This is a genomic window from Candidatus Nitrosocosmicus agrestis (assembly GCF_008389435.1).
GTDB lineage: Archaea > Thermoproteota > Nitrososphaeria > Nitrososphaerales > Nitrososphaeraceae > Nitrosocosmicus > Nitrosocosmicus agrestis.
Window position 1 is genome coordinate 150,899 of record NZ_VUYS01000005.1, and the last position, 24,454, is coordinate 175,352.

Consider the following 24,454-nt stretch of genomic DNA (forward strand, 5'->3'; position numbering starts at 1 on the left):
TTAGCGAGACAAAGGAGTGATTTAGATGACATTTTCATTTGGAAAACGAGATCATGACAAAGATGTAAAAACTGTCCTTTTTGTATGTGTTCAAAATGCTGGAAGAAGTCAGATGTCTGAAGGTTTTTTTAGAAAATATGCTCCAAAAGGCTACGAGCCTATTAGTGCAGGTACGGTTCCTACTTCTCAAATTAATCAAATTGCAGTAGAGGTAATGGAGGAAGTTGGAATAGACGTTAGCAAACAAAAACCTAAGGATCTGACAGAAGATATGATGGGAAATGCAACAGCTATTATCAATATGGGCTGTATGGATGACAAGTTCTGTCCTGCTTTATATGTTCCAAAAGTTATAGATTGGGGTATTGAAGACCCACAAGATAGACCAATAGAGAAAGTGAGAGAAATAAGAGATGAAATTGAAAGAAGAGTATTGGAAGTAATTGAATCTGCCCGAAATAATAAGATTCCAATTTAAAATATGTCTATCCAAATCAGTTAAAGTCATACCCAAACGTAACTAACGAATAGTCATGTCAAAGCAATCTATTTTTGAATCTGTAGTTGACAGACTGACTGTTAACCAAAAAAGATTTCTTGCAGAACTCACGGGAACGTTTATAGTTGTGGTTTTAGCTACAAGTTCAGTAGTTATCGATGCAAAATTAAATGGTATTCTTGGACTACCTTTTATTGCATTTGCTCCTTTTGTAGGTGTTGCAATAGGGGTTTATCTTTTTGGAAAAATTTCTATGGCTCATTTTAACCCTGCCGTATCTGTAGGGTTTTGGATATCAAAACATATCACAAAAAAACTACTAGGTTTTTACCTTTTAGCTGAGATTGTTGGTGCCTTCCTTGCAAGTCTTTTTGTGAGTATCATAATAGGTCATGAGGCAAATTTGGGTGCTAATGCACCAAATTATTCATATCCTTTACCACTAATATTTGGAATTGAAGTTGTAGCTTCAGCTCTTTTGATGGCAGTAATACTGACAGTAGTTTACACAAAAGGCTTGAAAGGATTTGGAGGTGTCGCTATTGGAGGTATTGTTGGATTAGACATATTTTTTTTTGCTTTTATTTCAGGAGCATCTATGAATCCTGCTCGTTCACTTGCTCCGGCATTATTATCTGGAATATGGACTAATCTATGGTTGTACTGGACTGCAACATTTGTGGGTACCTCTGTTATTGCATCAATATATAGAAAAAAGGTTTGAATGAATAACAAATATTATCCACTAGTAGTCATATCCAGAATCTGGTCCTCTCATTCAACACGTTCTTTCATATAGATAATATTTGAAGTACATGTAATAAGATGAATATTAAATATTAGAGTTGATTAAGATTATTCTGCAATATATTACTTTAACTGTCTTTCTAAAATGGCGAGAGATTAATTGATAAAAATTACAACACATATTAATAAAGAGGAACTCGAATCTGCGTCTTTCAAGCATAATCCACATATATTGATATTCTATTGTCAAGGAATTATATACAAAAAGGAAGGGATGAGATTTGTTCACGTGTCAGGCAATCATGGGTTTGACTTTTTCATGTTATTAACCGTTCGATTAAGAATTTGAGATCTTCTCCTGCTCGAATACCGTGTATTGTCTCGCTTTCTTTAGGAAAATAAGATTAGTGTATCACTCTCTCAAATTGTGACATTGTGATTTCCATTCACTCCAAACCTTGTTGATCGTAACTGTGTTATCAAGAGCCGTAATTTCATTAGTCAAATCGTTTACTCTATATTTTAGGATTTTAGTTCTGATGCATATGTAACGTATCTTAAATTTTAATTGCGATTTTATGGTGATCTATAATCTTTTTTTTCTGATCTACAGATAATCTGTCAAAATCTTTCTGGTGGTATAAACATATTCCCCTAAGATTTGCGTCAAATTCAGCAGGGAGAGAAGATTCGTAATCAATCAGACTTTGTATATGATCTTTAAACAAAAATGCACCAGCATCACCTAAAATAGACACTCCTTTTTTGTTCAAAGAATTGGCATACTCTACTAATTCATTATTAGCCTTCAATAAGGACTTTAAATCCAATACATGATTGGAATTTGCATTGTAATATTTTTCTAAAGAGTCAACAAGTATCAACGACTTTTCTTCCTTTTCGTATTTTGCTACATCGATTGACACTTCTCCTCCAGATAAGGAATTTCTTACAGAATCAATTGTATCATAGAATGGTGCAACACAAACCAATTCATTTTTTTCCTCAATACTTTTCTTTGCGTACAAGGACCACAAATCTTTTAATTTCGACCTGTCTGAATAAACAACTAATGCATGTAGTCCAGATAAAGAATCTAAAATAGAATTTATAGCATTATCTACGGTAGTTGAGATAATATTGGAATTAGAATCATAATAACCAGACTTGTTGACACCCAACTTTAATCCTTGTATAAAAAACTATAATAACTTCATAATTTTGCCATATATTGAGATCTACTTTAAAAAATGACTTTTTTTGTTGAGATTATTTACAAATTCATTGAATTTAATGCAATAGATAAAAAAACACAAAATAGCAAACCAAAGTTTTTGAATTAACACCGTGCTGGAACAGTGGATCAGATAATTTTGTATTTCTAGATGGTAATATCTGTAAAAACAAACTATTCAGACCTTTTATATTGCGTAGAAGAATAAATCCGTTTCTCATATTAAAATGTTAGAGTTACCAATTTAGAAAAACAAAAATAATAGTGATTTATTTTACCTCCACGCATAACCATAGTGTATTTCTGAATTTAAGATGAAGGGATGACGGGAATTACAATTACCTCTTTTATATTGAATTTCTCAGAAACAGACTTCTTCATCAGTAATCCGTAATGTATTGTCAAGCGTCAATGTGGGATCTATTTTGACATATACTTGGGATTCTATCAAATGTCCTAGAGGTCTGATTCTAACATCAGAACTGTATAATTGGAATTTTTCATGGACATATTTTATAATTTCAGTACTTAGCGTGGGATTGTTAACTGCATCAAGTAAAACCAATGTGGATTCCCTTAATGCAACGTAAGCCATAAAGAAAATATATCCTGCGATAATTAGTCCACCAACAGCATCCATGTATGGAATCCCAAAGTATCCTGCTAATACACTTCCAAATCCAACGAATGATGCTGATCCGTCTTTAATCGAGTTCTTTGCATCAAGATTTAAAGATATAAGATTGTATTTTTTTGCAATGCTTCTGACCCTAAAGGCTCTATGAAGTGATATGGCACCTGCTGCAAGTAATGTAATCATAGTGATTTCTGGATTTATAGATTCTACCGGATGAAGTATTCTTTCGTAAGCATGATAAGCAAATAAAGATACCTAAAATTATAACGATTATTGCTGCGATAAACGCTGCAAAACTTTCTATTTTCCCATACCCATAATGAAACAGTTTTGATTTGGGTTTTTGGATCATAGTTATCCCAAACCAGACTATGAATGAAACTAGAGAATCAGCTAGAGAATCAAGACCATCAGCTAGTAAGGTTAAACTACCTGTAGTTGTAGATATTACAACTTCGGCAACACCAATACCTAATAAAGTCCAAATAGATGACCAAGCAGCCTTTTTTCCTTCTTCAAAGGCCAAATATTTGCTCAAAAGTTGATCCTTTTAAGTGGTCTCGATCTTATAATCCTTATGTGTGAAAAATTTACAAAAACTTCATCAAAATATTATCAAGTAGTAACTTAGTTTTGTAATTATTCTATTTATTAGAAAACTTAATTCATTTGGATTTTAATAAAACTATCCTGATATATTTGGCTATAAAAAGTGCACAGAGATTACATTCGTTCACAATATAAAGCATTATTATGTATATAAGAATTTTTTATGAATATCTTAAATAGATTCCGAGATTAATTACAATAAAAAATGAAAAAATTGCATAGAGGCTGTTTTGGTATATATAAATTCTGAGTATTTTATATAACTTCATTTCTAAAAACATTTCAAATGCCTACCGAAGAGATCAGAAAAAAATTGTCACCTGGTATAAAAAAATTACTCAAGAACACTACTTCTTTACCACAATAGAGAAAAATCTGGATAAAATTTACTCGACAAATCTGTTTGATTTGCCCGATGAAGAATTCGCACAGATTTCACTTAGTATTAAAAAACCTGAGGATAACAAATATCACTTAGCCGCTAATCCATTTACTGCCATATTTCTTGGAGCAACTTGCAAAACAGTATAGATGTAATATCAAATAATTTAAAATCTATAGTGTCTGATTGAATTCAAACAGAATTTGACAATAGAATGAACAGTAAATGCCTAGATTGTGAAGCCTTAGACTTTAATTATGCAAAATAATTCAATAAATGTGGAAAAGTATTAAGATCTGTCGAGTAAGCAAAGTATCAAGGAAAGTTATAACAAAATAATAAATATTCATATATTGAAAATATTGCTATTGCTTTTGTATACCAAACTGCGTTAGGGCGAGCCAGGTAAGTATACCTGATATCTAGAAGAACTTCATTATAGGGCGGATTGTCAACTGAATCCTACTTTGAGAGATGAGTTGTCAGTTTGCTCTATTTTATTTACAAGGTCGAGTAAAAAATGATCTCTTACATTACTCTAGTTTATTAATCATTATACTAAATAAAATCGAATCAAATTAAAACTGCAGAATCAATAATGCGACTTGAAAAACAAAATATAATATAATATAATATAATATAATATAATAAATTGTAATTTGGTCGGTCTAACCAAATACGTTAGTGATTGGATGATCTATCTTGCTCTGGGACGCGTGGGTTGCAAATGAATTAATCGATGCTTGTTCTGACACGGTAAATCCTTCTTGTCCTGTAGCCTTAATCTTTGCAATTAGCGCATCTTGGACATCATGTAGATATGCCCAGGTACCACCACCCCAGGCTGTTACTCTGCCCTCGTAATAATATACCTTGCTAATCAAACCCTCAGCTAATCCAGTTTTAAATAAATTGGTGTTTGCTATCTCGGCTTTTAGCACATCTCCATCATTTTTTAACTGAGTGACTAGTTCATCCATCCCACTCTGAGCACTAACTGTCGAAATAAGAGAGGAGGTTGTTATTAGAAATCCTAACGATAACACAATTGTCAACATAGGTGTTTTTGAGGTATATTGTATCGTTTTGAAAATGTGATCATTTATTAATATATTTTTAGTGTAGATTTTCCTATTCGATTTTCCACTTTGTATAATTTTTTATCTCTGCGTATAAGGCAGTTTATTGGACAAAGTTGTTTGAGTTAGAGTAAGCTCAACAATGTGAGAACTACTACAATTATTGCTATTGAAATTGTGTATAGATCGACCTTTATATTTTTCTTCTATTGACATTCTTGAGATGACTGACAAAAACTTTGCTTTTTTAAGATAAAAATATTATGTGTAAACCCGTGAATGGAATGGAGGGGATGGGATTTGAACCCATGACCACCTGCGTGTAAGGCAGGTATCCTAACCAGTCTAGACAACCCCTCCGAAAAATTATTTAGAACTGTATTAAGCCAGTGTTATTAACCTTTGTTTTAACTTGACAATCGGCCCTTTTTGTCAAGTATATATTTAAACATCAGCATAAATGGAGAATTCGTGAGGATGAGGTCGTATAGTAACTTCTTGATGGTCTTTTGCCTCTTGTAAAATTATAGAATCAATGATTTCATCATCAAATATTGGCTTTAGAAATTCTCTATCTATATTTAGCTCTTCATATGCTTCTCTAAGAGATGGTGGTAATTGTCTGATTCCAAGTTCTCGTCTGCGTTGAGGTGACATCTTGAATATATCTTCATCTATTGGGTCAGGAATAGCTGTCTTTTTCTTTATTCCGTCCAAACCAGCTGAAATTATGGCTGAAAATGCCAAATATGGATTACAAGACGGGTCAGGAGCTCTGAATTCTATTCTCTTCATATGCGCAAATCTTTCTCCTTTATAATGTGCAGGATTTCTAATTATTGCAGACCTATTGCCAGTACTCCATGCTATGTAAACGGGAGCTTCGTATCCTGGTACCAGCCTTCTATAAGAATTGGTGGTTGGTGCAACAATTGCAGCCAAGGCCGATGCATGATTTAAAATTCCAGCAGCAAAGTATCTGGCCAACTGCGACATTTCCGCATAAGAGTCGTTAATATCGTAAAAGAGATTTTTCTGATCATCCCACAAACTAACATTTACATGCATACCTGAACCATTGTCAAGTGCAATTGGTTTGGGCATCATAGTAGCTATTTTGCCCTGTTTTTTTGCAATGTTTTTTACAATGTATTTATAGCTTTGTACAGAGTCAGCAGCATTTACCAAAGTATCAAATCTGATATCGATTTCACACTGTCCAGCCGTAGCAACTTCATGATGATGTGCATCACAAATAATTCCAAAATTGTTACTCAAAACATCAACACATTGGTTGCGATACTGCATTAAGGTATCGCCTGGGGCACTGGGCAAATAACCTTCCTTTAGTCTCAATGCATAGCCTACGCCTTCTGTGGACCATGGGGCCTCCTTGGAGCTTATGCTATAACTTTGTGATCTATAAGGTGTCATTGTATTTACTTCTAACTTGTCAAAAACAAAAAATTCTACCTCTGGACCCCAAAACGAATTGTGGAATCCCTGTGCTTTAACATATTCTTCGGCTCTTCGAGCAATACCTCTCGGATCCTTTTTGAACTGGGTTCTATTTTCGCCGCCTCCCAATATATCGCAAATCAGTCTTGCAGTTTTGTATTCTTCTATCCAAGGAATAATCGCGTAAGTTGAGGGATCAGGTCTTATTATCAGATCGGATTCATGGATTTCAGTAAAACCTCTAATTGAAGAACCATCTAACTTTGGCAATCCGTACTCGAAATCTTCTTTTTTAAACATATTTGCGGCCATTGTCGTGTGATGGAACCTACCAGTCAAACCTGTAAATTGTAAATCTAGAAATTTAATTTCCTCATCCTTTAATCTCATCATAATTTGTTCTGCGGTAAAATTTAATGATTCTATTTTACCATCTATGACTTTATAAGGCAAATGAAATAATCGATATAGTAAAATAAAAACCTCTAATTAAGCTTATCATGTATAGATAACTAAGGTGAAGCTGATGGACCAAGATGAGACACAAAATCTGATAACCATAGATGAAATTCATAATATTTTAAAAAAGGAAATTCAGCTTCCCAATGGACCCCAACCTATTCCTCAGAATCTTTATCAAAATATAGCCAAACTAATTTACTTGCTAAATGAACAAAGTGAAGTAGATTATCTAGAACTACCAGACGAGGATGATACCACCAAGGAAATATCTGCAGAAATTAAATCCAATTTGATAATTGTTCTTACCAAATTAACTACTTTGCTTTTTACTATAAGATGCAAGAAAATTTTTAACAGCTCCAATTCCTCATCAGATGTATTTGACTATTCCAACCTTACTGACGAAGAAAAATATGTATTCTTTGGCAATCGAGAAAGAGAAAAGCGAATTGAAGTTATTTTGAAAATGTTGCTTAAAGGTAAACCAAAAACTCTAGAAAGAATTGTTTCTTCGGTAAAGGAAAATTTCGTCCTTGTAAGGTTTCTTGATTCGATGGATAAATTTGTTGGAGTAAATATGAGTAATTATGGTCCATACAAAAAAGACGATGTGGCGATTTTGCCATTCGAAAATGCAAGATCTATGATAGAAAATAATAAAGCTAGAGAAATACGTAGAATGGTCTAGTAGGTGGTCAGATGAATACACAGATTTTAGTTGGCGTTTGCTTAGATTTTTTTGTCCTCTTGAGTTTTTCCTATATAATATTCAGCAATTTTTTTTGAATAACATTTGCTACATAAAACTCCTGAAACGTTCCATTGCTTCATTGGTTCATATTTGAAATCGCCTATCTTTTCATTGCATATGCTGCAATTGATCCGTTCCCTCCGACTAAGCATTATCTCGTAGGAATGAAAATATCAGGAATAAAAGTTATATCATTCGATTAGTTCCTTGATAATATATAATCAGAATCTTGTCAATAAACTGAATTTTTGACTTTGTACATAAAAGACATTAATAGGGGCGATCCAATACATTTTCTTGTCAAAATGGCTGATAAGACCGACAAGAGAGCATTTATTGCACTAATGGTGTTGGCAGTTATAACTGGGATAGTTACCTTTTATGCATTCGGAGCGGTTACTCCAAAATCCGGCGTTGTTGATTCTATTTACCGACAAGAATTACCACCTGAGGCCACGGCTTCTGAAGATGCTGCAGCAGGTGCAGCAGGTGCAGCAGTAGATGAGTCTGCATATGCCAATAAAGTTGAAATTAAAATCTTAAAGGGTTCTTCTACACAGGGTAATCCATCATACGATCCTAATCCTGGATCTGCTTCAAGTGATGCATTAGTTACATGGGTTAACGACGATACTGTCCCTCACACAGCAACTAGCGGAGCTGGACCCTCCGACCCTGAAAGCGGTAAATTATTCGATACAGGAATCATAATGGCAGGTGATAAGGCTAGTGTCCCGGCAGAAAAAATAGGTGCAGGCGAACACGATTATCATTGTACTGTTCACCCCTTCATGCAAGGAAAAATCACAATTACCTAATTTCTTTAAAAATTTAATTTCTTTGCATTTATTTTTTTAATAATTTCATAAAAATATCAGATTTATTATAATACATTTAATATTAATATATATGTCATATAAATTTTATAATTATAACAGCGTTATTCTGACGAATATTTATATAATGTATTCGTACATAAAATTTTATGTCTTTCTTAACGATAAAAGATCTAAATGTCAATATTGATGATAAAAAAATTCTAAACGGTGTTAATTTAGAAGTAAACAAAGGTGAAGTCCATGCCATTATGGGATTAAATGGCTCAGGAAAAAGTACCTTGGCAAATGTTTTGCTTGGACATCCACGGTATTCTGTAACTTCAGGTGATATACTTGTAAACGATGAAAGTATAGTCGACCTGAAGACAGACGAAAGGGCAAAGAAAGGGCTATTTCTAGGATTCCAATACCCTACCGAAGTTTCTGGTGTGGGTTACAGTCACTTTTTACGTAATGCATATAATTTACTAAGCAAATCCCTCGGTGAAGAGCAAAAAGATCGTGAGGTATTCATTACGGTAAAAGAGTTCCATGAGTATCTGAAACGAAATTTGGATAATGTTGGATTGGATCCAAGCTTTTTAAGTAGATATTTAAATGAAGGATTTTCAGGTGGAGAAAAGAAGAGGTCTGAAGTAATGCAGATGCTAGTTCTAAGACCCAATTTGGCAATACTGGATGAACCCGATTCGGGGTTAGATATTGATGCGGTAAAAGCTGTGGCTGAGGCCATAAATAAACTCATAGAAACGGGTGCAGGCGTAATAGTTATCACACACTATGCTAGGATCTTGCGATATCTCAATAAACTTGATAAGGTACATGTCATGTCAAAGGGAAAAATTATAAAAACAGCAGGCAAGGAACTTTCAGAAGAACTGGAATCTAAAGGCTATGCATGGTTAGGACTATCTGACGATACCAAGTAATTTCCTTCTTTTCTTTGAGCATTAGAAGTTCGAGTAAGGCCAAAAGATAAGGATCTGCCAGTCTTAATTTCATTTCTTGTTTGTCAACCAATACATGCAAAATGATATGTTGCTTGCGTAGAGCGCCATAAATAAGGATGATGAGAAATCAATAACCAATACAGGATAAAGAGACAGAATATTCTAAACTGTCTTAACTAAATACTCTTGTATCCGTAAAATATGTTTGTATATAAGAATTTTGTCAAGATTGCGAAATTTCCGGTCTATTTTAATAGTTTGGTATCTTATATCTTATATCTTATATCTTATATCTTATATCTTATATCTTATATCTTATATCTTATATCTTATATCTTGCATTTTTACATTTTTTTCTAAAACCTGTATTGTTATGATCGTCAGCAATTGAAACAATAACAATAACAATAACAATAGCAGTAAAAAACTGACAACTCCCTACCTCCTAATCCAAATAATCTATCTGCTTTGACTGGACTTTCAATGTGTTCTGTCAAAGCTCAGACTCACAGAGCTAGATATTACAACAAGGCATCTACCCGAATCATAATATTTATTTCTTGTATTGTATTATAAGCACACAAACTCGTACCATTGATGTATAGGAAAGGACTAAACAAGCGGGTAGTGTTTGATTTGAAAATTGAGTTGAAATGATAAAGAAAATTAGAATACTAAAAAATGATAAAAAAGTGGGTTATGGAACCTTTCTAAATGAGATGGATCCACAATCTATTCAAACAGTAAATGATCCCAAAAATAACTCTATTGAACAGATGAATGATGGTGAACCTAATGACAAGTATAAAAAGAAAAAAGTTATGAATAAAAATAATGTATCTAATAGGGGGTTAAAGTATTTGAATCCGTCACAAAGAAATCACTCCTCAGTTTATGAATAATTTGTAACCTTTAGATAAATAATAAATCATTTCAAATATCAAATAAACTATCTATTTTGAAATAACAATGACATCTTGGGAGGAAAATCTGTTCTCCAGTAGACATGTTAAACTATTTATTAATTTAAAATCCCAAGAAAATCATGAGAAAAAAGAACAAGGATTCGACAGAAACTAATGGTTTATCTAATGCTAATCAAAATAATAATACCCATAATTCTCTTCTTTCCTCTTCTGACAAAAACACCGATAACGAATCTATCCGCAATCCTTCTTCCAATCCTATATCTACTACAGTCACTGATAATGGTGCTCAACTTAATAATCACAGTCACTCTGTTGGTGAAACAAATATCAAAAAAAATGACAATCCTGAAGTTTTTTTCACATTTACATTTTATAAGGTCGATCCGAAATGGCGCTGGCTTAATGAGATGGGTAAAGATGAAGCATCACGTGAATTTTCTGAATTACTTGATGCAGCAAGTAAGAGAATGAAAATTAGAACGTATTCTACCTTGGGATTACGACATGAAAGTGAATTTATGATTTGGACCATTTCACAATCTCTAGAAAACATTCAGGTACTTGCTTCAAAGATTTATACTACGATCTTGGGAAAATACATCGAACCAACTTCTACCTATCTCTCTTTGACTCGAAAGTCCGTATATTCGAATCAAATCAAACGTGGATATGAACTAGATGGAGATCCGTTGCAATATGTAGTGGTGTATCCATTCATTAAATCTCGGGACTGGTATCTCTTGCCCTTTGAAAAAAGAAAAGAGATGATGGATGAGCACATCCAGGTTGGGAGAAAGTATCCTGGAATTTTGCTAAATACCACCTATTCATTCGGTATAGATGATCAAGACTTTATGTTAGCATTTGAAACAAACTCACTTTCAGAATTTCAAAACCTTATCATGGAACTACGGGAAACTGAAGTCAGTAGATATATAGTCAAAGATACTCCTATGATTCCTTGCGTTAGAAAGAATATAGATGACATTGTAAAGAGCTTGGGATAACAATCTTGTCTAAAGAATGAGAATGAAGGATACATGATTGAGTTTGCTGAATCATTTATCAGCAATAAATTAATTTTTTGAATTAATGTATTGTTTATAATTTGAATTGTATGACTCTGACTAATAGTATTTATCCACAATCTCAATATGCTTATATATAATTCGTTATATAGATATATTAAGGGTGATTAATTCTACTTTTGTGTCTCAAGTGACACAGGTATTTTACCCAGAAAAATTAAAACTGTGAAGCAATAATAATGACAATACTATTGATATATTATCTCTGATATACAATTTAATATATTAATATATTAATAAAAATACAACAAAACCAAAACAATGTATGATATATTGCGTAGTCTACTACCTATCGAATAAAACAAAAATTGTTTCTTGTTATCCGGTTTTACAAAATGTCGAATATTTTGCAGCCAATTACAAATAATGTAGTAAAATCTTAAATCCATGATAAGGTTTCACCTTATGTCGAAAATAATTTTTGATTATGATTATATATCCCGTGTGGATAAATTCCACACGGAATCAAACGATGCCCACACAGAGTTTCAGACGACAAAAAACCAAGTAAAACATTGGATATCGATTTAGGCAGGTTGGAATATGGGTAATACCAGTCAAAATTTACCGGGAAGCAAGATGAAAGGAAGGAAGCAGTCATTAGTAGTTCAAATAAAGTTAACAAAATTTATTTAGAATCAAAGTGAACTGTAAATACAGGTGCTTGTATGGTTTCTAATTCTCTATTAGGTGATGTCATGAACAATTTTGATTACATCGGGAGATCCTTATTGTCAATGCATAATAATACCGTCCATTCTGAAAGTTTGCCTTCGACATCTTCTAACGCTTCTAGTAGTCCATCCTCCTCCTCACCCCATTCCCACAATGACAGGATATACCATAACTTAAGCAATGGCAGTAGTGCAGGTAAACAATCGTCATTGCAGCCAGAAAATGATTTCTTTGGTGCCCTAAAGGAATGGGCTATTGTTTGTAAGGCCATCGAGGAAGGAGATCAGGTTTTGTTATTTAGAAAGGGTGGGATAATGGAATTCCGAAAGGGTTTTGAGCTAAAATTCAAGAATTTTTTCTTATTCCCTACATTTGAGCATCAAACCAAAGAGTCTGTTCGACCAGAGTATCAGACCGCACTGGATCAATTGGAAAGAGAAAATAATGCTTCTAATAATAATGCTGACGTATCAAACAGCAGCAGCAACAATATTACCGAAATTTCTTCATTTGTTGAAATAACTTATTTTAAAGAAGTTCCGAGTTTAGATAGTCTAAAGGAATTAGAGCAGTTTCAAATTTGGACCGAAGATTATCTTAAAATGCGCTTTAACTATAATCCAAAAAAACCCCTATACATGCTATTGCTTAGAGCATACAAATTGAACAAACCCATTCAAATGGTAAATAAACCCCAGTGGGTTGGCTGCAAATCTTGGATTCAAATTGATTCACATGACCAGGACCTAAGTGCATATTTTGAACATAACCTGCCCAATAATCCATTTGATTATCTAAGGTCCATTAGTAAACCTTGTATAGACGACGATAAATTCAATAGATTATCTGAAAAAGTGAGGAGTGTAATTTAATGAAATATCGCAATTTGGGAAATACCGGGATGAAGGTAAGTGAAATTGGTTTTGGCACTTGGACATTGGCTTTAGATTGGTGGGGGAAAAAATTAGAGGAAGATGAGTCAATAAAGATGCTAAAACATGCATATGACTTGGGCATCAACTTTTTTGAAACTGCAGACATGTATGGCAAAGGAAAAAGTGAGAAACTTTTGGCAAAGGCCTTTAAAGATATGCGTAATGAGGTTATCTATTCCACGAAATGGGGATACGATATGTATGGCGAACGACAAGTAGGTCACGGTGAGATTCCTCAAAAACATAATACCGAATTTCTAGAATACGCATTATCTGAGAGTCTAAAGAGATTGGAAACTGATTTTGTCGATGTTTATAGTTTACATAATCCTAAGATGGATGCAATTGAAAATGATGCCTTATTTAACAGATTAGACGAATTTGTAAAAACCGGTGAGATCAAGAGTCATGGGGTTGCACTAGGTCCTGCAATTGGATGGGAAAAGGAAGGACTGTATGCAATAGAAAATAGAAATATTGTATGCTTGCAGACAGTTTACAATATTTTAGAACAGGATCCAGGTAGAGTATTTTTTAATGCAGTTAATAAGAAGCATAATTCGGTGGGCATTATGGTTAGAGTACCGGATGCTTCTGGTGTTTTAACAGGCAAAGTCAACGAGAAGACGGTTTTTGATAAAAATGATCATAGAAACAACAGGAAAAGAGAGTGGATTGTACAGGCAATGAAGAAAATAGAAAAGCTCAAACCTATAGCTGATGCACACGGATGGAATATTACCGAGATCTCTATGAAATATATCTTATCTCAAAAAGAAATCTCTGTGCTTTTACCCACAGTGACGAGTCTTGAAGAGATTGATCTTTTTGCTCAGATATCTGATGGAAACTATTTGAGTGAAAATGAGAAAAACCAAATAGAAAAAATGTATGAAAATAACTTTGATGAGCCAAAATTGGTGGCATAACTAATTATTTTTATTTTCAAAACTGCTAACAAAAAAAGTAGTAGTAGATTTTTTATTCGAAATACTTTACTCTGTCCTTTTTAAATTCTCTAGAGCTAAATAATATTCTGTATTTGTCTATCTTGATTATTTCTGAAATTTCTTTTGCAATTTTTTCTGCAGCATCTATCGATCTTGCATGAATCATACTAAACACATTAAACTGCCAGTCAGGGTATATCGGACGTCTGTAACAATGACTGACCTGCGGAAACGATGCAATCTTTAATCCGACTTCATCTATGTTTTCTTCTGGGATATTCCAAACGATCATACCGTTTGCAGTAAATCCTGCTTGCCTGTGCCTCAAAATAGCGGCAAATCTTCTCATTATCCCAATGTCTTGGTATTCTTTTACTTTGCTAAATAGTTCTTCAAGAGTTATTCCAAGATTATCAGTCATTGACTTGAATGGTTCTTTGACAATTTCAATGTCTTTTTGTAGCTGTCTGATGTAATCTTTATCTGTCTCTGATATTTTTTCTGCTTTTCCCTCCAGTTTCTTTACGCTGTCTGTTGGTGTTGGTTTTTCGGCATCCGCGTTTACCATATCTAGTTTAACGCCAATCTTGTACATCTTCAGCGTAGGAAGTACTCTGTATTTTATGACTCCATCCAAAGCAGCCATTTTATCTAGGTCTGCTTTCATATCAGCATCGGGTGAAACTGCCAAGGTAAACCAAATGTTGTACTCATGATTTCTTTCATAATTATGGCTTACACCTGGATGTTTGTTTATCTCATTAGCGACATAATCTATCTTGTTGTTTTCAACTGAAAATGCTACTAGAGCGCTTTTGTAGCCGAGTTTACGGGTATCAAATATCGCACTTATCTGTCTAATTATACCAATATCCTTTAGTCTTTGGGTTCTGTTAAGCACTTCGGTCTCGGTTAGATTGTATTTGTTTGCCATCTCAAGGAAGGGTCTTTCGACCAAGGGAAATGACCACTGAATATCGTTTAATATCTGCTTATCTATGACGTCTAGTTCATTAACCAGCATAAGTGATGTGCTATAGAGTAATGTTTAATTATTAAAGTGTATCCTTCAACGATTATTTTATCAGACATAACTGTTTATCTACAGTTAATGCTAATTGTGATCGAATATCCCCTCGACATTTTACTCGTTGATATCCTAAATGACAGAAAAATAAAATCACAGTCACGATTTGCTAGCCGAATGTTTTAATCAGTAATTTCTTATTATTCAAAATACAGGGAAAAATTCTTGCAATTTTGAAAACATAAAAGGCGAATCTCCATCAAATAAGTTTTTTGTCGCGTAGTCCCATAAGTAATGCTACACAATTGTCATTTATGCAATTTCGACATGAGTTTCCCATAAAATATAACTCTGGTAGTGCCAAGAAAAAGATATCCCAGTAGATATGCCTAATACGTATTAACCATGCAAAATCAGGTATTTTAACAAGATTACCTCCATAAAATTTTTTATGCTTATAAGTAAAACTGACCCGAATAGGCAGAAAACGTAACTTGCTATTTCCTTAGGTTTAAAAATGAGGCATATTCTAGATAAAACGAGGGGCTATCGTCTAGCTTGGCAGGATACCATCCATTTTTGGGTATAAGCCCGGGGCGCTGGCGGTCGAGGGTTCGAATCCCTCTGGCCCCACATCAATATTGTCGCTTTAATAGGCACCGCTTTCTATAGAGGATATGTCAAATTCCACCGTTGAACTAAATTCTTTGACGGGTAGTGAAGGCAACAATTATTTGACAAGTGCATACAGAATGTTTGTATTTTCAATCAGATCTGAAGTCACTAGGAAATATTATGAAAGACGACTTAGACATTTCTTTAATCATATCAATTTTGACTTGGAAAATAATACCAATATGGAATTAAGATGCAATAATTTTTCCAATAAAGGAAAAAATGATGCTAATTGGGCTGTTGCACAGGTGATAATATTTTTACAATTTCAAAAAGAAAGAGTCCAGAACGGAGAAATAACTGCGTCTACATTAAGGAACTTTATTAAGGCAATAAAATTATTCTGTGATTCCTCAGACCTTAATATCCCTTGGAGGAAACTGATGAAAGGCCTTCCACGCGCAGTACAAGCTGCAAATGACAGAGCACCCACAATAGAAGAAATCCAAAAACTTGTTGAATATCCCGATAGAAGGATTAAACCTATTGTTTATACTATGGTATCATCAGGAATACGATTAGGCGCTTGGGATTATCTCAAATGGAAACATGTAACTCCTATCTACGACCATGATGATAAAACAGTAGTAGTAGCGGCCAAACTAAAGGTTTACGAAGGTGATGTTGAAGAATATTTTTCTTTTATTACTCATGAAGCCTATAAGGCATTAAAGGATTGGATGGATTTCCGTGCCTCATATGGAGAGGACATAAATGGCGAGAGTTGGCTAATGAGAGATCTCTGGCAAACAACTAATGTAAGATATGGTGCTAGATGGGGACTTGCTACCATACCTAAAAAAATTAAGAATACTGGTATAAAGAGACTATTAGAACGAGCACTATGGGATCAAGGTATACGAAATAAACTCAAAGATGGAACAAAAAGACATGAATTTAAAGCAGCACATGGTTTTAGGAAGTTTTATAAATCAAGAGCAGAGCAAGTTATGCGACCTATTAATGTAGAGATTACCATGGGTCATAATATTGGTTTGTCTGATTGTTACTATAGACCTACAGAAAGAGAAGTCTCAGATGATTATCTAAAGGCTGTTGATTTGCTTACGGTAAATTCAGATGGTATTACTTTAAAGAAAGAAGTTCAACAGCTTAGAGAAGAAAATCAAAATAATGAATACGTAATAAAAGGAAAACTTCGGGAAAAAGACGAGGAAATACGGATATTAAAGGAGCAAAACTTACAAAATAATGATACTCTGTTAATGCTATCTGACAAAGTCCAGATATTGATGGATAAGATGAGTAAATCAGATAAACTTCCCTAAATGCTCTTTTCTTCTGGATAGTCTCTTTTCTTCTGATAAATTTAATAAAATATTTTTCTTATTGCTTCCTTCATCCCATGATTCTTCATAGAACTGTTGTAATTGATTGTAAATTACTGGATACAAATTTTTAAAAGCTTCCTTTGTTATTACTTTCTTTTTATCTGATTTAGTAAGATGCAAACTGTTTTTCTCAATATGTTTCATAACTTCTTTCTCTTGGTTGTCTTTCAAATCATGTAACAAAACTGATTTTAAAAATTTGTCATATGTTTCTAATGTTTTTTCGTTAAGGGCCGCCTTTAACCACTCTATTCCTTCGCTTTTCAAAGGCCTGTATATGTCATCTTTTTCATGATAATTCTCAAAAGTTTTCAAGAAAACAAAAATACTATAAGAGCCGATCTGATTAACAAATTCAAAAATAATCCTTTCTAGGAAACTCTTAAACTGAGGGTTTATAAATTTTAAGTATCTTTATCCACTATTCTCTCCGAATATTCTATCTGTGCTTTTTCGGTATTAGTCTTTCCTGTATATAGCATTTGAGAAGTATAGGCAGAAGTAAACGTAACCGATGAAGCAGATCCTAATAGTTTATTTACAAATAGTGACTTTAAGCCATTCCCTTTAATAATTTCGTCATTAGATATTTCTGGTAAGATATAATAATTTCCTCTCTCGCCGTATCTTTTTACTATGTCATAGTTTTGTAATGACTTTATATGTCTTCGAAGAGTATCCCTATCTATTTTCAACTTCTTTGCTAGTTTGAAATGCGCGATCCCCACTGTTCCGGTAATCTCTATTTCTTTCAGAATTCTATTGTCTAACTTTTGGATTTTGCCTTCAAGAAGTAACTTATCGTAATTGGCCATGGCGTAACAAGGCGTATAATCCTTCTCTACTATATATCTTAATTATGGTTTGTATCTTATGGAAAATAGCGAGTCTATCTCTGAGAATCCGCCTCGTGAGATAGCATATAGAAAAATACAAGGATTAGTAGGAGACTACTCATTTTCTTTAGTTCTCCCAAAATCATACGCAGTTAACCTGGGCATTGGCAAGGGAGACTTTGTAAAAGTATTCCAAGAAAATAACAAGATTATCATAGAAAAAGCTTAAGTGAGATGAAAAACTTGGAAAAAGAAATTTCTAACAATAACAACAATAATCCTTCAAAGAATAACCCTTTCACCGATCCTATTGCTTTTAAAATCAACAAGAATACATTTGGGTTCGCTGTTAATGATACATTACGAAATATACTCATTCATTCTCTTACCATAACTACATATCATATCATCATTGAGACTGGTGAAGGAAAAATTGAAATTGAATTAAGTGATTGTGAAAATGCTTTTGATTTTATCAAGCAGGTTGAAATTGGATTAATAAATAATGATCAGTTCATACGACCTGAGGTTGTTCATACGATAACCGAGTATCTTAACAAATATCCTAAATCCATCGAGAAAGTTTTGTCATATTTCAAACGGAAGGGTATCAATCCTGAGAATGATAACGACGAAAGTAAAGCAGTTGACGAAGTATTAAATATTGAGATACAAAATAGAAATCAATGTGAAAATAATCAATCAAAAGGCTTTTCCATTTTTAAGCAGCAGAACGAGCAAAAAATAGCGTCTTTATGCAATCATATACTTACCTACGGTACTAGAATAAATAAGAAAGGAAATAGGGTAATAAATACAAAGCTCATTTATCCTAACAGGCTTCCAGGTTCTGGAAAAATAGATGAGGATAACTTTAAAGCATTCGTTAATCATTCTCTCTTTAAAGCCTGCCCTTCATTATTAGAAATGTTACTTGCATTTCCAGTTTATGAGAGGTCTGAGATAATTCGTATGGCCCTTGAGAATGCTGTTGCTCATAATATAAATTACAAAGTCGAAGTTGACCTAGAAGGTATTCCCTTTTTCTTAATAGACGATGCGGTAAAGAAAACCTACCAATATGATATAGAAAAAGATGACTTAATTTGCTCTGCTTTGAATTATATTCATAGATTTGGTATAAAAACGGATAAGAAGGGCAATCGCATTTTGGATTCTAATCATATAGTCACAGACAACTCACAGATACTGATTAACCCTTCATTTTTTGAAAAAGATGTCTCTCTCTTATCCGCCTTAGAAAAATTGCCAAAAGAAACTAGAGAAATCTTTTTTCAATTGGTCCTTGATGCATTATTTTGTGATGGTGTAAAACCAAAGAAAGACCCGGTTTTTACAAAAAACGATTCAGACAATAACGACGGCAAGTCATCATCGCAGGACAAAGACGGGAGCGATAGCGATTAGACAAGAATTCTGAGAATTACATACGGGGCAGATACTGATGAATCATGACTCAAACGATAAAAAAACCAGTTCAGAGTTATTAATGGAAGTAGCATTAGAGAAAATTGAAACCTTGTTTAAGGATCAATTTGGTGAAGGTCATGTTAGAGTATTTGTAAATAATGATCACCTTGAAATAATTCCTATAAACAGCAACAAATTCACCAGATTTATCTCAAAGTCGTTTTATGATACTTATGGCCATGTATTAAGCAGAGAAACGATAAAGGATGTGTCTCAGATACTTCAAGCCAAAGCCGAATTCGGAGGTACAAAATACGACTTGTTCCTAAAGGTGGCAAAATACAATGATGATTTGTATTATGACCTGACCAATGATAAACATCAATCTATCAGAATATTTAAAAATAAAGAGAAAGGCATAGCTGAATGGGAGATATTAGATAAAACTCCAGTTCCCTTATTCAGAAGGTATAATCAAATCCCTCAAGTGTTACCAGTTGTTGCTAATGATTTAGACACTTATCAAGAACATGTTTATGAACATTCGCAGGACAAAAACAAGAAAGATGCTTTAGACATTTTCTTAGATAATTTGACCAATATCAAAAATAAAGAATCAAAATTATTGGTAAAAATATCTTTGATATCGTACTTTGTTCCGGATATTCCACACATTGTCATGCTAGTTCATGGAAGCAAGGGAAGTGCAAAGTCAACCTTTCAGTATATGATAAAAAGCATTGTAGAACCAGCAAAACCATCTCTTTTAACCCTGCATAATAATTCAGGCGAGTTTATCCAGCAATTATCTCACTACTATTTACCAGCATATGATAATCTAAAATACAATCCAAAGTGGCTATCTGACGAAGTATGTAAGGCAGTAACAGGTGTGGGTCAAACAAAAAGAGCCCTTTATACCAATGATGAGGACAAAATATATGAATACAAACATTGTTTTATTTTTAACGGAATCAACGTCGCCTTTTCAGAACCCGATGTATTAGACAGAAGTATTATAATCAAGCTTGAAGAAATAGACAACAAGAACAGAAAAACAGAAGAAGATATACTTAACGAGTTTAACAATTTAAAACCCTGGATTCTCAAAGTCATTTTTGACACTTTGGCAAAAGCCATGACTATCAATTACGATGTCAAGTATAGGCTGAAAAGAAAGGGAATACTACCAAGGATGTCAGACTATGCTGTTTGGTGTGAGGCCGTATCTCAATCTCTTGGAAATAAAGAAGGACAGTTTCTAGACATATATTATGAGAATTTAAATCTGCAACTTGAAGAAATAATAGAATCGTCTGTAGTTGCTAAAGTCCTAATTGAATTCATGGAGGGTAAAGCTGAATGGAATGGATCAGCAACCGAACTGCATTCTACATTGACATCTGCTTTAAGCGACAAAGACGAAAGACTTGCAAGAAGCAAATCATGGCCAAATTCTTCTAATTCGCTTTCAAGAAAAATCAACGAACTATCGTCCACTCTGAAAAATAGAGGTATTGAAATTTCTCATGGCTATGATAACAAAACAAAAAGTCGGGTTATCCGAATTACAAATACAGAAAAAATACCGTCGTTATCGTCGTATCGTAGTAGTGACCGTGAGTCTGGTAAAACAATAACTGAAATGAACGTTTTTAATTTCACAAATTCAGAGAACATAGAAATAGAACGAAAGTCCGAATTAAGACATAGAGGCCCAAACTCTGATAATAAAATTCCCGATGTCCATGACAATGACGACAAGAATATCAACAGAGTAATCAACATATATCAAATCGCTGATAGAATTCATGAACATAGCGATATTTGGAAATGCAAACGCTGTGATCATAGAGGAGACAAATGGGATCTGTTAAGTCACTATCCTAATTGCAGGAATAATAACAATTAATAAATTCTAGATAGATAACCTCAAATAATTACGACGATACTACGGTTACTACGATATATTTCCTATTATTTAGAAATTTAGATGACCACCGTTTCAGACCATGCAATATCTTTATAGCTTTGAACTTGATTAAATGCAATATCTGCAATCACTATGTCAGCCAATAATAACACAAACAACAAGTTAATTGTTGAAAGAAGAGAAAAAGTTATGGTCTTGGTGACAAAAGGGCTTAAGGGATATCAGATAGCTCAGCAGCTGAATATCGACCCCTCAACTGTAAGTCGTGATATTCAATACTTGTCAAAAGAATCTAATAATGCTCTTAATTCTCTTGCAAAGGAAACCTTACCATTTATGTATCAAAGTTCAATAGAAGGAATAAGAAGTATTCTAAAAGAGTCTTGGAAAATATATAATAATGAAGAGAAAGATCTGGAATTAACCTGGTCCCATAGACTGAAAGCATTGGAGATAACAAAGTCTTGCTATGAGTCTATGTTCAAACTGGTATCAGAAGGTCCATCGTTGGTTTACATGAAGGCGCTGGAAGAGAGAGTAGAAAAAATATCTTCTGCTTTTGCTAACGAAGATGAAAATCGATAGATATCTAGACAAATTCAATAAGAAATTAGGTAAAATAGAAAAAGATAGAAAAGAGGAGTTAGGGAAGGCCGAAAAGATAAATGAGGTTGATCTTTTGGTAAAGTTTGATGGTTATAAGCCTCTCAAGTTTGAGCGATTAAAAAAGCATGGTCAGATTATCTGGGATCATGCATTAGACGCATACGAAATGACTCCTGATGAATTTGAGTATTACTTGGCGCGTTATTTGTACGAAACTACGCCGGAAGAACGTTATGACAAAGCCAAATCTGAATGGTTTGTCCATGAGCATACGACGTATGGTAAAGTCGGAATAGCTCATCTGAATATTGATATTAATCATGATGTTGTTATCCCTATTAGTAAAGCATATGGATGTACAGGAGACAAATGTGTTCCTGAATGTAAATATTATAATAGAACTGGAATGATAGAGGATGATAAAGTAATACAGGAATGGATGGAAAAAAAGACGATAGTAGATCTCGATCAATACAAGGAAGAACTGGGTGAAGAACTGTTTGACAAGATAATTCGAGATGATGATAGTTATGATAGAGAAAGGATGCGACAAGAGTGCATTGATCATTACTGTAAGTTATTGTATGAAAAGTGGTGAACCATCCCGAATAGCAAGGTTCAATAGTATTTGAATAAAGATAATTTTAACTATAAATGTAGCTATTTGTCTTGATTTATCATTTGAATGATTGTACCGCAGAAATTAGAGGACTGGAATCTTAAAGTGATAGAAGAACTAGTTACTGCCAAAATCAATGAAAGCGATCGACACGATTTCAAACTTATCCTTCCAGAGGCAGAAACTCTTACCAAAACATGTTGTGCTTACGCTAATACAAATGGAGGCTTTATTGTATTGGGAATAGGGCAATCGAATAATGAGTGGAAAATAGTGGGCATAAATAATCACACTGAATTGGCCCATCAATTTGGTCAAAAATTAGTCAACGCCGAACCATCCTTGCCTTTTAACCTGCCGAAAATAATAAAACTACCAAGTTCGGATAAAGTCATAGCCATTTTTCATATACCTTTGAGCGATGAAAGGCCCCATATACCATCGGTTTCAGATAAGAGAAAATTTTGGAAAAGAACAAACAAGGGAAACGTTGAAATGACTTATCAGGAAATTAGAATGTCTTTTCAACGATATGAAGAACGAAGAGAAAAAATTAAATTACTTCATATAGAGCTATTTCTAAATTTAGAAACGTTGAAAGGAATTAGAGAATATTATAATAATGGTATTCCTGACAGCAATTTTTACCAATTTATTTTGGATTCAACAACCATTACATCATTAGTTTCTGACTTATTTAGTATCCTAGGAAAAGATCCAGGAATATTACGGAATCTAATTCTAATTAGAAAAGAAATATCTCGAATGAACCTAGAAAATGAATTATTTAATTCTAGAATTATTCTTCCACAATCAAACCAAAGACAAATTGTAATTGATCATAACATTTTTATCAATCAAACTGCCGCAGAGTTGATTCCTCATGTCGAGGTCACTATTCAAAGAATCGAAAATCAATTTCAAATTAAAAATCCACTTCTGGAATAGACCATGCTCGTTTTTTTACAATTTGGCATTTTATTGTAGATCACTTACCATCGAAATTCAATGACAATTAGAGATAGGTGTATGAAATTGTCTTCACTAATTCATTGAAGCATTTCTGCCATTAGTTTGTGAATTTTTGGTCTTGGCTATAATAAGAATTTATCAATTTCATTTTTGTTATAATTACAGGTAGCTTAGATGTATCAGGAGCTAAATCCTTAATCGCGTAATATTGATCCTTTGACAGATCTTCTACACGGAGATTTATAATAGATGGATATTTCCAAAACTGTTGATGGATATATTTTAGAAATAATTAATTTTTTTATTTTCTGATATTAACTCTGCTTTTCGTGATCAAAATATACAAAATCGCACCTACCACATACAACCGCAATAGGAGTTGTCATACCCAAGGCTATAGGATTGTAAGAGCAATTTTGGTCACAATCAGTACAAACTATTTTCGGTAAAAAATGATAATATTTTCCAACATGACCATATAGAGACTGATCTTTTAGATAAGTATGCATAATTTCTATTGAATTTGGATCCTTTTTGGAGACTGGAATTACAAAAGACATACTACTAATTCCGCTATTAAAGTATATTAAAGAATCGCAGGGTATGATTTTGGGTCTCTATTCTCCTTTCACATTTCTCTATTTGTAACTTATGTCTAGTAATAACTCTGGGGGCATGGGAGGAATATAGGAGGCGTTTAAGCCGGAAGCCCTAATAGATCTTATGCCGGCTATTAAGCAAGATATAAAATTGGAAATGAAATTCAGTCAAGTGAGGAA

General features: G+C 33.6%; 25 protein-coding genes and 2 tRNA genes. 17 read left to right on the forward strand and 10 right to left on the reverse strand.

Annotation, left to right across the window (positions count from 1 at the left end; genetic code table 11):
- Positions 1-25 precede the first annotated feature (25 nt).
- The gene (locus tag F1Z66_RS04605) at positions 26-478 is read left to right on the forward strand and encodes an arsenate reductase ArsC (protein ID WP_149862434.1); all 453 of its coding nucleotides are present in this window, start codon (positions 26-28) and stop codon (positions 476-478) included.
- A gap of 55 nt (positions 479-533) precedes the next feature.
- Positions 534-1,223, forward strand: a complete 690-nt coding sequence (locus F1Z66_RS04610; protein WP_149862435.1) for an MIP/aquaporin family protein — start codon at positions 534-536, stop codon at positions 1,221-1,223.
- 580 nt (positions 1,224-1,803) lie between these two features.
- Here F1Z66_RS04610 and F1Z66_RS04615 read toward each other — a convergent pair.
- From F1Z66_RS04615 to glnA, 6 genes are all read right to left on the reverse strand, one after another.
- The gene (locus F1Z66_RS04615; RefSeq protein WP_159357474.1) at positions 1,804-2,427 is read right to left on the reverse strand and encodes an MEDS domain-containing protein; all 624 of its coding nucleotides are present in this window, start codon (positions 2,425-2,427) and stop codon (positions 1,804-1,806) included.
- 414 nt (positions 2,428-2,841) lie between these two features.
- Positions 2,842-3,300 (reverse strand): cation transporter, encoded by a 459-nt coding sequence (locus F1Z66_RS04620; protein WP_230207453.1) that lies wholly within the window; start codon positions 3,298-3,300, stop codon positions 2,842-2,844.
- Entirely contained in the window at positions 3,260-3,655 is a 396-nt protein-coding gene (locus tag F1Z66_RS04625; RefSeq protein WP_149862438.1) for a cation transporter, read from the reverse strand. The genes F1Z66_RS04620 and F1Z66_RS04625 overlap by 41 nt, the downstream gene beginning before the upstream one ends.
- Positions 3,656-4,776: 1,121 nt before the next feature.
- On the reverse strand, positions 4,777-5,154 hold the full coding sequence (locus F1Z66_RS04630) for a hypothetical protein (RefSeq protein WP_149862439.1): 378 nt from the start codon (positions 5,152-5,154) through the stop codon (positions 4,777-4,779).
- Between the two features lie 318 nt (positions 5,155-5,472).
- A tRNA-Val gene (locus F1Z66_RS04635) sits at positions 5,473-5,547 on the reverse strand.
- A gap of 84 nt (positions 5,548-5,631) precedes the next feature.
- Positions 5,632-7,038 carry a type I glutamate--ammonia ligase gene (gene glnA / locus F1Z66_RS04640; protein WP_195907481.1) on the reverse strand — a complete coding sequence of 469 codons (1,407 nt, stop codon included), beginning with the start codon at positions 7,036-7,038 and terminating at the stop codon, positions 5,632-5,634.
- A 133-nt stretch (positions 7,039-7,171) separates the two neighbouring features.
- On the opposite strand from glnA, the gene F1Z66_RS04645 reads away from it, so the two are divergent.
- The 7 genes from F1Z66_RS04645 (at position 7,172) to F1Z66_RS04675 (ending at position 14,203) form a co-directional block, all read left to right on the forward strand.
- Positions 7,172-7,795 carry a DNA replication complex subunit Gins51 gene (locus F1Z66_RS04645; RefSeq protein ID WP_149862441.1) on the forward strand — a complete coding sequence of 208 codons (624 nt, stop codon included), beginning with the start codon at positions 7,172-7,174 and terminating at the stop codon, positions 7,793-7,795.
- A gap of 317 nt (positions 7,796-8,112) precedes the next feature.
- The gene (locus F1Z66_RS04650) at positions 8,113-8,676 is read left to right on the forward strand and encodes a cupredoxin domain-containing protein (protein ID WP_195907477.1); all 564 of its coding nucleotides are present in this window, start codon (positions 8,113-8,115) and stop codon (positions 8,674-8,676) included.
- Between the two features lie 167 nt (positions 8,677-8,843).
- Entirely contained in the window at positions 8,844-9,626 is a 783-nt protein-coding gene (gene sufC / locus F1Z66_RS04655) for a Fe-S cluster assembly ATPase SufC (RefSeq protein ID WP_149862443.1), read from the forward strand.
- Positions 9,627-10,300: 674 nt separating this feature from the next.
- Positions 10,301-10,549 (forward strand): hypothetical protein, encoded by a 249-nt coding sequence (locus F1Z66_RS04660; protein WP_149862444.1) that lies wholly within the window; start codon positions 10,301-10,303, stop codon positions 10,547-10,549.
- A 143-nt stretch (positions 10,550-10,692) separates the two neighbouring features.
- Positions 10,693-11,583: a chlorite dismutase family protein gene (locus tag F1Z66_RS04665; RefSeq protein WP_230207454.1), complete on the forward strand. Its 891-nt coding sequence runs from the start codon at positions 10,693-10,695 to the stop codon at positions 11,581-11,583.
- Positions 11,584-12,332: 749 nt separating this feature from the next.
- A complete protein-coding gene (locus F1Z66_RS04670; protein ID WP_149862445.1) occupies positions 12,333-13,211 on the forward strand; it encodes a DUF1802 family protein in 879 nt (292 codons plus the stop codon).
- Positions 13,211-14,203: an aldo/keto reductase gene (locus tag F1Z66_RS04675; RefSeq protein ID WP_149862446.1), complete on the forward strand. Its 993-nt coding sequence runs from the start codon at positions 13,211-13,213 to the stop codon at positions 14,201-14,203. The genes F1Z66_RS04670 and F1Z66_RS04675 overlap by 1 nt, the downstream gene beginning before the upstream one ends.
- 52 nt (positions 14,204-14,255) lie before the next feature.
- On the opposite strand, the gene ahbA is transcribed toward F1Z66_RS04675, so the two are convergent.
- Positions 14,256-15,248 carry a siroheme decarboxylase subunit alpha gene (ahbA, locus tag F1Z66_RS04680; RefSeq protein ID WP_149862447.1) on the reverse strand — a complete coding sequence of 331 codons (993 nt, stop codon included), beginning with the start codon at positions 15,246-15,248 and terminating at the stop codon, positions 14,256-14,258.
- 545 nt (positions 15,249-15,793) lie between these two features.
- On the opposite strand from ahbA, the gene F1Z66_RS04685 reads away from it, so the two are divergent.
- Positions 15,794-15,884 (forward strand) — tRNA-Pro (locus F1Z66_RS04685).
- Positions 15,885-15,928: 44 nt separating this feature from the next.
- Complete coding sequence (locus F1Z66_RS04690; protein ID WP_149862448.1) at positions 15,929-17,215, forward strand: hypothetical protein; 1,287 nt, start codon at positions 15,929-15,931, stop codon at positions 17,213-17,215.
- On the opposite strand, the gene F1Z66_RS04695 is transcribed toward F1Z66_RS04690, so the two are convergent.
- Positions 17,198-17,593 (reverse strand): hypothetical protein, encoded by a 396-nt coding sequence (locus F1Z66_RS04695; protein ID WP_149862449.1) that lies wholly within the window; start codon positions 17,591-17,593, stop codon positions 17,198-17,200. The two genes, F1Z66_RS04690 and F1Z66_RS04695, sit on opposite strands and share 18 nt — an antisense overlap.
- Before the next feature lie 89 nt (positions 17,594-17,682).
- Complete coding sequence (locus F1Z66_RS04700) at positions 17,683-18,093, reverse strand: hypothetical protein (RefSeq protein WP_149862450.1); 411 nt, start codon at positions 18,091-18,093, stop codon at positions 17,683-17,685.
- A gap of 58 nt (positions 18,094-18,151) precedes the next feature.
- Here F1Z66_RS04700 and F1Z66_RS04705 point away from each other — a divergent pair, with 58 nt between their 5' ends.
- The 6 genes from F1Z66_RS04705 (at position 18,152) to F1Z66_RS04730 (ending at position 23,651) form a co-directional block, all read left to right on the forward strand.
- Positions 18,152-18,343 carry an AbrB/MazE/SpoVT family DNA-binding domain-containing protein gene (locus F1Z66_RS04705; protein WP_149862451.1) on the forward strand — a complete coding sequence of 64 codons (192 nt, stop codon included), beginning with the start codon at positions 18,152-18,154 and terminating at the stop codon, positions 18,341-18,343.
- A gap of 14 nt (positions 18,344-18,357) precedes the next feature.
- Entirely contained in the window at positions 18,358-19,542 is a 1,185-nt protein-coding gene (locus tag F1Z66_RS04710; protein WP_149862452.1) for a hypothetical protein, read from the forward strand.
- Positions 19,543-19,579: 37 nt separating this feature from the next.
- Entirely contained in the window at positions 19,580-21,457 is a 1,878-nt protein-coding gene (locus tag F1Z66_RS04715; protein WP_149862453.1) for a hypothetical protein, read from the forward strand.
- 153 nt (positions 21,458-21,610) lie between these two features.
- Entirely contained in the window at positions 21,611-22,063 is a 453-nt protein-coding gene (locus F1Z66_RS04720) for an HTH domain-containing protein (protein ID WP_149862454.1), read from the forward strand.
- Positions 22,050-22,682 carry a hypothetical protein gene (locus F1Z66_RS04725; RefSeq protein ID WP_149862455.1) on the forward strand — a complete coding sequence of 211 codons (633 nt, stop codon included), beginning with the start codon at positions 22,050-22,052 and terminating at the stop codon, positions 22,680-22,682. The genes F1Z66_RS04720 and F1Z66_RS04725 overlap by 14 nt, the downstream gene beginning before the upstream one ends.
- A gap of 87 nt (positions 22,683-22,769) precedes the next feature.
- A complete protein-coding gene (locus F1Z66_RS04730) occupies positions 22,770-23,651 on the forward strand; it encodes an AlbA family DNA-binding domain-containing protein (protein ID WP_149862456.1) in 882 nt (293 codons plus the stop codon).
- A 338-nt stretch (positions 23,652-23,989) separates the two neighbouring features.
- Here F1Z66_RS04730 and F1Z66_RS04735 read toward each other — a convergent pair whose 3' ends face one another.
- Positions 23,990-24,235 carry a hypothetical protein gene (locus tag F1Z66_RS04735; protein WP_149862457.1) on the reverse strand — a complete coding sequence of 82 codons (246 nt, stop codon included), beginning with the start codon at positions 24,233-24,235 and terminating at the stop codon, positions 23,990-23,992.
- Positions 24,236-24,454: the final 219 nt, after the last annotated feature.

Excerpts from the sequence above, each read along its gene's own strand:
- F1Z66_RS04610 (WP_149862435.1), top strand. The coding sequence starts at position 534 with ATGTCAAAGCAATCTATTTTTGAATCTGTAGTTGACAGACTGACTGTT.
- F1Z66_RS04605 (WP_149862434.1), top strand. The coding sequence starts at position 26 with ATGACATTTTCATTTGGAAAACGAGATCATGACAAAGATGTAAAAACT.
- F1Z66_RS04700 (WP_149862450.1), bottom strand. The coding sequence starts at position 18,093 with ATGGCCAATTACGATAAGTTACTTCTTGAAGGCAAAATCCAAAAGTTA.
- ahbA (WP_149862447.1), bottom strand. The coding sequence starts at position 15,248 with ATGCTGGTTAATGAACTAGACGTCATAGATAAGCAGATATTAAACGAT.
- F1Z66_RS04730 (WP_149862456.1), top strand. The coding sequence starts at position 22,770 with ATGATTGTACCGCAGAAATTAGAGGACTGGAATCTTAAAGTGATAGAA.
- F1Z66_RS04645 (WP_149862441.1), top strand. The coding sequence starts at position 7,172 with ATGGACCAAGATGAGACACAAAATCTGATAACCATAGATGAAATTCAT.
- F1Z66_RS04715 (WP_149862453.1), top strand. The coding sequence starts at position 19,580 with ATGAATCATGACTCAAACGATAAAAAAACCAGTTCAGAGTTATTAATG.
- F1Z66_RS04720 (WP_149862454.1), top strand. The coding sequence starts at position 21,611 with ATGTCAGCCAATAATAACACAAACAACAAGTTAATTGTTGAAAGAAGA.
- F1Z66_RS04670 (WP_149862445.1), top strand. The coding sequence starts at position 12,333 with ATGGTTTCTAATTCTCTATTAGGTGATGTCATGAACAATTTTGATTAC.
- sufC (WP_149862443.1), top strand. The coding sequence starts at position 8,844 with ATGTCTTTCTTAACGATAAAAGATCTAAATGTCAATATTGATGATAAA.
- F1Z66_RS04675 (WP_149862446.1), top strand. The coding sequence starts at position 13,211 with ATGAAATATCGCAATTTGGGAAATACCGGGATGAAGGTAAGTGAAATT.
- F1Z66_RS04690 (WP_149862448.1), top strand. The coding sequence starts at position 15,929 with ATGTCAAATTCCACCGTTGAACTAAATTCTTTGACGGGTAGTGAAGGC.
- F1Z66_RS04660 (WP_149862444.1), top strand. The coding sequence starts at position 10,301 with ATGATAAAGAAAATTAGAATACTAAAAAATGATAAAAAAGTGGGTTAT.
- F1Z66_RS04735 (WP_149862457.1), bottom strand. The coding sequence starts at position 24,235 with ATGTCTTTTGTAATTCCAGTCTCCAAAAAGGATCCAAATTCAATAGAA.
- glnA (WP_195907481.1), bottom strand. The coding sequence starts at position 7,038 with ATGATGAGATTAAAGGATGAGGAAATTAAATTTCTAGATTTACAATTT.
- F1Z66_RS04705 (WP_149862451.1), top strand. The coding sequence starts at position 18,152 with ATGGAAAATAGCGAGTCTATCTCTGAGAATCCGCCTCGTGAGATAGCA.
- F1Z66_RS04620 (WP_230207453.1), bottom strand. The coding sequence starts at position 3,300 with ATGATTACATTACTTGCAGCAGGTGCCATATCACTTCATAGAGCCTTT.
- F1Z66_RS04665 (WP_230207454.1), top strand. The coding sequence starts at position 10,693 with ATGAGAAAAAAGAACAAGGATTCGACAGAAACTAATGGTTTATCTAAT.
- F1Z66_RS04725 (WP_149862455.1), top strand. The coding sequence starts at position 22,050 with ATGAAAATCGATAGATATCTAGACAAATTCAATAAGAAATTAGGTAAA.